At 65.7% G+C, this 9118-nt stretch carries 8 protein-coding genes; 1 reads left to right on the forward strand and 7 read right to left on the reverse strand.

Annotation, left to right across the window (positions count from 1 at the left end):
* Positions 1-49 precede the first annotated feature (49 nt).
* The 3 genes from Y704_RS0105465 to Y704_RS0105475 form a co-directional block, all read right to left on the reverse strand.
* The gene (locus tag Y704_RS0105465) at positions 50-355 is read right to left on the reverse strand and encodes a PRC-barrel domain containing protein (RefSeq protein WP_026549366.1); all 306 of its coding nucleotides are present in this window, start codon (positions 353-355) and stop codon (positions 50-52) included.
* Between the two features lie 79 nt (positions 356-434).
* Positions 435-1472: an iron-siderophore ABC transporter substrate-binding protein gene (locus Y704_RS0105470; protein WP_035771728.1), complete on the reverse strand. Its 1038-nt coding sequence runs from the start codon at positions 1470-1472 to the stop codon at positions 435-437.
* A gap of 118 nt (positions 1473-1590) precedes the next feature.
* Entirely contained in the window at positions 1591-2019 is a 429-nt protein-coding gene (locus tag Y704_RS0105475; RefSeq protein WP_026549368.1) for a ChaB family protein, read from the reverse strand.
* A 219-nt stretch (positions 2020-2238) separates the two neighbouring features.
* On the opposite strand from Y704_RS0105475, the gene Y704_RS0105480 reads away from it, so the two are divergent.
* Complete coding sequence (locus Y704_RS0105480; protein WP_026549369.1) at positions 2239-3405, forward strand: M14 family zinc carboxypeptidase; 1167 nt, start codon at positions 2239-2241, stop codon at positions 3403-3405.
* 117 nt (positions 3406-3522) lie between these two features.
* Here the strand turns inward: Y704_RS0105480 and Y704_RS0105485 are convergent, their stop codons facing one another.
* The 4 genes from Y704_RS0105485 to Y704_RS0105500 form a co-directional block, all read right to left on the reverse strand.
* Positions 3523-4686: an MFS transporter gene (locus Y704_RS0105485; RefSeq protein WP_035771731.1), complete on the reverse strand. Its 1164-nt coding sequence runs from the start codon at positions 4684-4686 to the stop codon at positions 3523-3525.
* 57 nt (positions 4687-4743) lie between these two features.
* The gene (locus Y704_RS0105490; RefSeq protein WP_026549371.1) at positions 4744-5691 is read right to left on the reverse strand and encodes an ATP-grasp domain-containing protein; all 948 of its coding nucleotides are present in this window, start codon (positions 5689-5691) and stop codon (positions 4744-4746) included.
* 87 nt (positions 5692-5778) lie between these two features.
* Positions 5779-7446, reverse strand: a complete 1668-nt coding sequence (locus Y704_RS0105495) for an AbgT family transporter (RefSeq protein ID WP_051476729.1) — start codon at positions 7444-7446, stop codon at positions 5779-5781.
* Between the two features lie 27 nt (positions 7447-7473).
* Positions 7474-8793 carry a M20 family metallopeptidase gene (locus Y704_RS0105500; protein WP_026549373.1) on the reverse strand — a complete coding sequence of 440 codons (1320 nt, stop codon included), beginning with the start codon at positions 8791-8793 and terminating at the stop codon, positions 7474-7476.
* Positions 8794-9118: the final 325 nt, after the last annotated feature.

Genomic DNA, 9118 nt, shown 5'->3' on the forward strand with positions numbered 1-9118 from the left:
CGGCCGGACAGTCCATGGACTGTCCGGCCGCTTTTGTCGTGGGTCGGCTTCAGAGCGAGTAGTACTCGCTCAGGGCCCGCTCCTCGTCGCCTGTGAGCTCCAGATCACTCGCGGCATCCGGTGAGTCGCCGATCTGCTCCTTGGTCCAGCCGAGGTGGAGATCAGCGCCCTCAAGGCGCGCCTTGGCGAGGGGCACGTAGTGCTTGCGGGTATTGAGCAGGCCGAGCGACACCGTGACCCAGCCCGGAAGACCTGATGCCTTCTCAAGGTGCACCTGGTTCACCTCCCCGAGCTTCATGCCTTCGCTGTCCCAGGCCGTTGCCTCCTGCAATTCGTTGACTTCAAGCTTCTCCATGATGTTTCCCTTCGTCCGGCGGGCTGCGGTTCGCTTACCATTCCAGCCCAGATGGGCCGCGAGGGCAACGCCGACGGGACTACGCCTTGTCTGCTGCCTCACCGAGCAGTGGGAGGAACCTCTCCAGCGCCCACGGCAGGCTCAGTGGATTGGCCGCGGAGACGGACAGGGTAAGCGTGTTGTCACTGTCGGCGACGAGTGCGCCGGTTTTCACCGCGGGTATCTGGCTGAGCAGCGGGTCAGTACTGATGGCCTCCTTGGTCGCGGCATCGGGCACCCAGGAGACGAAGACGTCGGCCTCGAGCTCATTAGCCCGCTCCGCCGACCAGGGGATGAAGAACTCAGAACTGCCCTGCGTGTTCTCGGTGACGACGTCGGCCTGGATCATCCCGAGTTCACCCAGGAAACGGGGGCGGTTGTCGTTCGCCGTGTAGATGTTCACGCCGTCGGCTCCGGCCGGCTCGAGGTTGCCGTAGATGAAGGTTTTCCCCTCGAGCTGCGGGTACTCGGCGGCAGCACTGTCGATCGTTTCTTCGGTCTTGGAGATGAGCTCGCCGGCCTGGTCCGCCAGACCGAGAGCCTCCCCGATGATCCTTGTCGAATCCTGCCACGCCGTTCCGTAGGCCACCTCAGGGTAGGCGATCACCGGGGCGATGGCGGAGAGAGTGTCGTAATCCTCCTGCGACAGGCCCGAGTAGACGCCCAGGATCACATCAGGATCGGTGGCGGCGATGTCGTCGAAGGGGATGCCGTCGACATCGGAATACTGCGCCGGAGCGTTTTCGCCCCCGATGGCCGCGTCGAGCTCTTCGAGCTTGGCGTCCTTCCACGGTGTGGACCCGTTCTCGTTCCCACCGTAGACGTCGATGGGCATACCGACCGGAACGACGCCGAGTGCCAGTGAGACGTCGGCATTGACCCAGGAAACGGTCGCCACACGCTCCGGTTTCTCTTCAATGGTGGTCTCGCCGAATGCATGCTCGATGGTGACGGGGAAGGCATCGGCTGCGCCGCCGTCGTTGCCGCCGGTAGCGGCTGATCCGCCATCAGTGGGGCCGGTGGAGCAGGCCGAAAGGGAGAAAAGTGCAATAGCGGCGGCGGTGAGAAGACCGCGCATTCGAGGGGGGCCATGGGGCTCCTTGACTTCTGTGGCCACGGGAGGCCATCGGGACGGGGTAGAAGTAAGGCTAGCCTCAGCAAACACAATTACGAAATGGTTTCATGGCGTAATGCGGTCAGGAGCCTCCCTTCCGGGCCTGCCGGGTCCTGCGGTCATTGGCCTTCTGCAGGGCGTCGACCAGTTCCGGCTTCGACATCGAGGATCGGCCCGGCACGTCAAGCTTCTTCGCCAACTGGTACAGGTGGTCCTTCGACGCGTTGGCATCCACGCCACCGGCGGTTTCGCGGGAGGTGTCCGCCCCGCCTGCTGCCTGGCTGTCGGAGGGGCCGTTCTCCTCCTTCGGCTCCCAGTGGTCGCCCACCTTCTCGTGGCTGTGCTTCAGGGCAGCATATGCCGTGCGGTGCGCCCGCTCCCCGTCGCCATACTGTTCCTCGGCTGATTCAAGCGTCGCCGCGTAGGTTTTCCGGGCCTTCTCATCGGAGCGCTGCAGGGTGCTTGGCAGTTCGTCCTCGTTGACCTCGCCCTTCTTCGTGAACCGTCCCACGGCGGGGACCTCCTGTCGTTCGGGATTGTCCGTTCTTCGATGGTAGGCCCCGAGACAGATTGTTGCATATAGCAACCATAAGGTGCCGTATGCCCACCGAAAGCACGGTCTTTGGACCTTTCATCTTTGATCCGGGGCGACGAGCCGGCGATCCTGTCCATCCCCACCCGCACCGGGATACGTTACTTGCACCCACCCGAACCAATGGAGGACTACAGGATGATCAAGCTGGCCAAAACACCACGAACCTGGGCACTGGGCATGGCCGCCCTGGTGGCCGCCCCACTGATCGTGGCTGCCCCCGTCCAGGCGAACGCCAACTTTCCCTCGCCCGAGGGCAACACGAGCACCTCCAGCATCCTCACCTACGACGACACCGTGAAGGAACTCCTGAAGCTGGAGAACACCTCGCGGTTCGGTGTAGACGTCTTCACGCTGGCGGAAGCCGGCACCGAGGTGAACACCAGCGAGCAGGGCCGCGACCTGTATGTCGCCACCGTCGGCGACGGTCCGCAGGATGTGTGGGTGCAGGGACGTATCCACGGGAATGAGCCCTACGGTGCTGAAGCGATCCTCAGCCTTCTCAAGGATCTCGGCACCAACGGCTCCCCGCAGTATGAGGAAATCCGGGATGCCTTCACCGTCCACTTCATTCCCATGTACAACCCGGACGGGAGCGAGCTGAATATCCGGCAGACCGTCCTCTGGGACAGCGCCGCCGGCCAGCCCCGCGTCGGCGCCGACGGCCGGGACCTCATAGTCGACCTCAACCGTGACTGGGTGGACGGGAAGTTCGAAGCACGCGAATCGCTTGCCTTCTACGAGTACTGGACCATGGTGGATCCGGCCTACGGCATCGACATTCACCACCAGGGTCTCAAGAAGGAATTCGGGACCGGTGACGACGTGACGCTGTCGCTTGGTATCTCGCTCGCTCCGGGCGGCCCTACACTTCCCAGCCTTGAAGGCGGACTCTACGACACCCTGACTCGGCAGATGCACAGTTACGTCTACGAGGAGCTCTCCGGTACGGGCTACATCAACATGGACCGATACCAGGTGGGCAATGGTCTCGAAATCGATATCAAGGGCGGAGTGGTATCAGCAATGATGCTGGGACTCAATTACCAGGGACTCAATGAAGAGGGCCATTCGAACCCCGTCGTCTTCTTCGAAACCTCCGGCAACACCAGCGACGGCTCCCTGGGGCAGAAGGCGCGAGGCAAGAGCATCCAGCAGAACATCCTTGCGATGCGGACGCTCCTCCACGGTCTGGCTACCGATGAGGTTCAGGCCACCGATCCCGAGGTGTGGGAGCAGATTCCCCACCAGCCGGTCACCGGTTACAGCACCGACTACGCGGGCGTCCTCCCCGTCATTCCGTAGCAGCCTGCAGGGGCGACGACGGCCCTGCCGCCGTCGTTCCTGCGCCGATGAAACCATCGAGGGCCGGGCCCACCGTCCCGGAGCCCTTGCAACCACCGCTTTCCCGACGTCCCTCCATCACCCGTCGGATGGGCGTCGTGTTTCCAGGGCGACCAGGGTTCCGCCGGCAATGAAGGCGAGGGTCGAGACCAGGACGAGCACAAGCGGAGCATCCCAACTTCCGGTTGCGGCATGGAGCGCACCGGCCAGGGGCGGACCGGCGGCCGCGGAAAGGTAGCCCCACGTCTGCACCCTGGCGGACATTCCCGCTGCCTCGCCATCCGAACGGGTCACCCGGGCGACGATCGAAAAGATGGTGGTGAAGCCGCCGCCCTGGGCGATCCCGCCGGCGATCGCCCACAGGACGTACCACTCGGGCCCAAGCAGGAGACCCAGGGGCAGGCTGACCCAGAGGATTCCAATGACGGCCACCGGCACCCAGGGCGGGGAGCGCGCGGCGAGCACTGCAGTCCCAAGTGCGCCCGCAATCGCGGCTACCTGAAAGAGGGATGCGGTGGCACCGGAAACGGCCAGGCCGAGCCCCCGGGTGTCGGCCAGCAGGGTGGGCAGCCACGCAGTGACGGAGTAATAGGCGAGCGCCTGTCCGCAGAAGGCGAGGGTCAGGAGCCACCCGATGCGTCGTACCCGGCCGGAGCCCCGGGACGGGGACGGTGCGGCGGGCGCTGCCGACGGCGCATGGGCCCGTCGGCGGGAGATCCCGATCCAGAAGATGAACCCGGCCAGGGGCAGCACGGCCCAGCCGGCCAGCGCCCAGCGCCAGCCCACCACCGCGGCCAGCGGCGCGGTGCCCAGGGAGGTGATCATCGATCCGAGGTTGAGCGCCGAGGTGTACGCGGCAGTCACACCGGACACCCGCTGCCACGGCACATCGCGTCGGATGAGGACCGGAACAACGATGTTGCCGACGGCGATCGCCGCGCCGATGACAATGGTGCCGAGCAACACCACCGGCGCCGGGCCGGCTGACCGAATGATTGATCCCACCAGGACACCCAGGAGGCACAGCAGGATGGCGGCCTCGGGGCCCGCGCGGCGGATCACGCGGGTCGCCAGGGGTGTGGCGAGGGCGAAGAACAGCACGGGCAGGCTGGTGAGCAGACCCGCCGCGGCTGCCGAGAAACCGACCTCCGCCTGGATGTCCGCGATGACCGGGGCCGGGGCCACGATCGGCCCGCGCAGGCTGAGTGCCACGAGGATGACCCCGGTGACGACCCACAGCAACGCCCGAGGGGGAGGTGGCTTGCGCGTGATGTCCCCTCCCTTCGTGGCCTCCGGGCCCTAGCCCAGAGCCTTCAGGTACTTCGCCAGCTCCCTGGGCGCTGAACGGGGGGCGACAGCTTCGACGGTCGCGTTGTAGTTGGTATTCGTGTTGACGTCATAGGTCAGCACCCGGCAGTCCGCCGTTTCGATGAACTCGATCCCGCACACCTCGAGGTGGTTGCGGCGCGCGAATTCTTCGTACCGGGCGATGATCGGGTGATCGAAGCCCTCGCGCAGGCTGAACAGCTGCTGGTCCGGCTCGGGCGCAATGGTCGCTCCGGGCGGCATGATGGGTTTGCCGCTCACCGGATCGATGGCGCAGGCGTCCGCCGGGCAGAGCTGGAATCCTCCGCGTGCGGTGTCGGCCTTGATCGCGTAGACGAACTCCCCGCCCACGATCTCGGCACGGGTGATGAAGGGCTCGGCTGCGTGTATGAATTCCTGCACCAGGGTGATGCCGTCCTGCGGTTCTTCGAACTCGTCGGAATCCACATAGGAGGCGAGCTCGTCATGGGATTCGAACTTCCGCACCCCGAGCCCCTTGCCGCCCTGGTTGTGTTTGATGATGAAGGGAACCGGGAAGTCCTTCGCCGCCTCGATGATCCGCCCGCGGCCGACAGCGGCCACCGTACGGGGAGTATCGATACCGGCCGCCCGCAGCGCGGTGAGCTGATCCACCTTGCTCATTTCGAGCTCGAGCACGCGCCGCCCGTTCACCGTCCTCCGCCCATGCGCCTCGAGCCATGACAGCACCGAGCGCGCATAGTCCTTCGACAGCTGATGGTCCCGGGTGTGGGCCGAGGCACTGATCCGCGACCAGAAAACCCCCTCGGGAGGTGTGGCATCGAGGTCCAGCACGCCGTCGGTGAGGAGCCATTCGACCACGTCTACTCCCTCCTGCTCGAACGCTCGGGCGAACGGCGGAAACCATTCCGGGTTCTCATGCAGGGCGTAGACAGTGGTCACGGGGTTCCTTCGAGTCGAAAAGCGGGAACATAACAGCGGAAAGGACGTCGTTACCGACAACCGGGGGCATCGGACGCCTATTCCACCTCAGCCACCGATGAAGATTCCGTTGCCCGGTCCCAGAGGGAGGTCCAGGAAGAAGAATCCAGTCAGAATGGCCACCCACGCAAGCCAGAAAGGGACGACGAACGGCAGCATGCGCGCCATGAGCGTCCCGAGCCCGGCCTCCGGCTCGTACTTCCGCAGCATGGTCAGCAGCACGATCATGTAGGGGTTGAGCGGGGTGATGACCTGCGTCGCGGAGTCGCCCACGCGGAACGCGGCCTGGATGAACGCCGGTTCATAACCGAGCAGGACGAACAGCGGGACGAACACGGCCGCCATCAGGGTCCACATCGCCGATCCGGAGATGATGAACAGGTTCAGGAGCGATGCCAGCAGGATGAAGGCGAGGATCGCCGGATACCCCGTGAGACCGACGGCCTGCAGCCCGCCGGCACCGGCGACAGCGATCCACTGGCCGATCCCCGACCAGTTGAACAGGGCGATGAACTGCCCGAGGATGAACGCCAGCACGAGGAAGCCGGCCATGTCCTTGATGGCCTCACCCATGACGCGCGGCACGTCCCGGCCCGTGGTAATGGTGCCCACCACCCTGCCGTACACGAGTCCCGGCACGGTGAAGAGGGTGAAGACAATGAAGACGATCGAGCTCAGGAGCGGTGACCTCGGAAGGAAGCCGCCCTCCTCGTTGCGCCAGGGTGAGCCGGGAACAAGAACGGCCAGGAGAATGACGGCGGCGACCACAGCGCCGACGATCAGGGCCCATTTCAGGCCCTTCGCCTCGGCGGGCTCGAGTTCCGAGCTCAGCGTCGGGGCGGTTCGGCGCGCACCGGCGGATCCTGCACCTGGGGACTTCGCGCCGGGTGTTGCGCCACCCGCCGCACCGACGACCGGGGCATTCGTGACCGCCCCGCCGTCGGCCGCGGCATCGTCGTCGTGGACCTCGTCGACAGGTACGCCCTGCCTGGACAGTCGTGGCTCAAGCACCTTGTCGATGATGAAGCCCGCAATCAGCATCAGGACGATCGAGGACACGACGTTGAAGTAGTAGTTCGACACCGGAGTCACCGCGGCACCGGGGTTGGGCAGCGTCTCGGTGACCGCCGTCGTGATCCCCGCGAAGAGGGCGTCGAGACTCGTGACGAGGATGTTGGTGGAGTAACCGGCGCCGGCTGCGGCGAATCCGCCCAGCAGGCCGGCCACGGGGTGTCGCCCCGCGGCCTTGAATACGAGGGCGGCCAGGGGTGGAATGACCACGAAGGCGGCATCGGACATGATGGAACCCGTGACGCCCACCGCCCCGACGGCGTAGGGCAGCGCCCAGCGCGGGGCGGAACCGAACGCCTTACGGATCAGGGCTGCCAGCAGGCCCGACTTCTCGGCGACTCCGACGGCCAGGAGGATCGGCAGCACGGTGGCCAGCGGTGGGAAGCCGAGGTAGTTCGCGCCGAGGTTCTGCGTCAGCCAGGTGAGCCCCTCCGCGGTGAAGAGACCCTTGATCGCGGTGACTTCCTCCGCCCCGGGAATCTGCACCGTCACGTTGGCCCACGCCATGGCAGTGGTCAGCACGGCGGTGATGCTGAAGAGGATCAGGAACAGCATGAAGGGGTCGGGAAGCTTGTTGCCCACCTTCTCCACCCCGGTCAGGAAACGATCGGTTACGCTACTTCGGGTTTCGGCGGTTGATGCCATTGGCACGTGCTCCTCACGAATTGCGGGTCAGTTGAAGTAGGCAGGAACATCGATGGCGCCGCCCTGGGCAACGAATTCCTCGTGCACCGAGTGCTGCAGGTTCTCGTCGCACAGGTAGTCGAGGGCGGTGAGTGCAAGCCCCGCTGCGCCGTCGGACGCGCCGTTCTCGGCCGCCTCGGTGTCCGCTGCCCGGGCGAAGCCCTCGGTGTGGAGCGCGGTGCCCGGATCCGCGATGCGGATGAGGGGGTGGATGCCCGGAATGCGGTAGCTGACGTTGCCGAAGTCGGTGGAGGCGGCGAGCGCCTCGGAGACGACGCCCAGCGGCAGCGGGGAACGTCCGCGCCGCTGCTGGGCGGCGACCCAGCGGCCGGTCAGGGCAGTGTTGGTGCGGATGGGCAGCGACGGCGGATGCTCGTCCCACAGCAGCTCGACGCCGGTGCCGGTCATGAGCGCTGCACCCCGCGCAACGTCCTCGAGGCGTGCGCTGAGGTCCTTCAGGGTTTCGGGGTACTTGGAGCGTGCGTAGAGCTTCATCACCGCGCGCCCCGGAATGATGTTGGGACTCTGACCGCCCTCGGTGATGTTGCTGTGCACCCGGTCCGACGGCGGCAGCTGCTGGCGGAGCAGCCCGATGCCCTGGTAGGCGAGGTTCGCGGCGTCCAGCGCGTTCCGTCCCATGAACGGCTGGGCCGACGCGTGCGCTTCGACGCCGGTGAAGATGATGGTCAGCAGCCGGCGGCCGAGCCACACCTGGTCGGCGAGGTCATAGCCGTAGGGGTGCACCATGAGAGCCGCATCGATGCCGTCGAAGGCACCGTTGCGCGCCAGGATCTCCTTGCCGGAATGGCCTTCCTCGGCAGGTGTCCCCAGGAAAACCACCCGCCCGGGAAGCTGGTCAGCCACAGCCGCGAGGGCGAGGAACGCTCCCACTCCCGCCGCGGCGATCACGTTGTGGCCGCAGGCATGGCCGATTCCCGGCAGCGCATCGTATTCGGCGAGCACCGCGATGGTCCTGCCCCGCGAGCCGTCCCCCACCTCGGCCCACACCGAGGTCTCCACGCCATGGACTCCGGTCCGCGCGTCGATTCCGTGGCGGATGAGGGTTTGTTGCAGCAGCTTCACGCTGGAGTACTCCTTGAACGCCGTTTCCGGATGGGCATGCAGGGTGTGCACAACGTCGTTGAGCGTGTGCGTCAGCCCGTTGACCGCCTGCTCCACCTTTTCCGCGAGTTCCGCGGGGGCGCCGGCGAAGGGCGACTCCTGCGCAGTGGCGGCAGCCAGCAGTTTTCTCGTCTCGGAATCGATCTGCCGGAGGTACGAGGGGTCCGGAACTGTGGAATCAGTCATTCGAGTAGCTTAGGCAACCACTACTGAAAAGGCAGCGCGCTGAGTAATGCAGGGGTCACAAAGCCTCCCTTACCCGCCGAACAGGGCGATCTGCACAACAGCTTCCCGGGAGGCGTCAATGCCTGGAAACTTGGTAGTACACGTGCGCTGTGGCGCTCGAGGAGGAGGATCTGCGATGGATTCGAGGGCGTGGCGTCAGATCCAGGTTCCGGACGCCGTTTTGGAGACGCACATCAGGGGCAGCGGCGATCCTGTGGTCCTGATTCAGACCGCGCTCACACGCGATGAATTCCTGCCCCTCTCCATGCAGCCCACCCTCGCCGAA

It is taken from the genome of Arthrobacter sp. Br18 (genome assembly GCF_000520555.1).
Classification (GTDB): domain Bacteria; phylum Actinomycetota; class Actinomycetes; order Actinomycetales; family Micrococcaceae; genus Arthrobacter_D.

What these genes read in the sequence shown, in the direction of transcription:
- Y704_RS0105465 (WP_026549366.1), bottom strand. Translation starts at nt 355, where the DNA reads ATGGAGAAGCTTGAAGTCAACGAATTGCAGGAGGCAACGGCCTGGGAC.
- Y704_RS0105470 (WP_035771728.1), bottom strand. Translation starts at nt 1,472, where the DNA reads ATGCGCGGTCTTCTCACCGCCGCCGCTATTGCACTTTTCTCCCTTTCG.
- Y704_RS0105480 (WP_026549369.1), top strand. Translation starts at nt 2,239, where the DNA reads ATGATCAAGCTGGCCAAAACACCACGAACCTGGGCACTGGGCATGGCC.
- Y704_RS0105495 (WP_051476729.1), bottom strand. Translation starts at nt 7,446, where the DNA reads ATGGCATCAACCGCCGAAACCCGAAGTAGCGTAACCGATCGTTTCCTG.
- Y704_RS0105500 (WP_026549373.1), bottom strand. Translation starts at nt 8,793, where the DNA reads ATGACTGATTCCACAGTTCCGGACCCCTCGTACCTCCGGCAGATCGAT.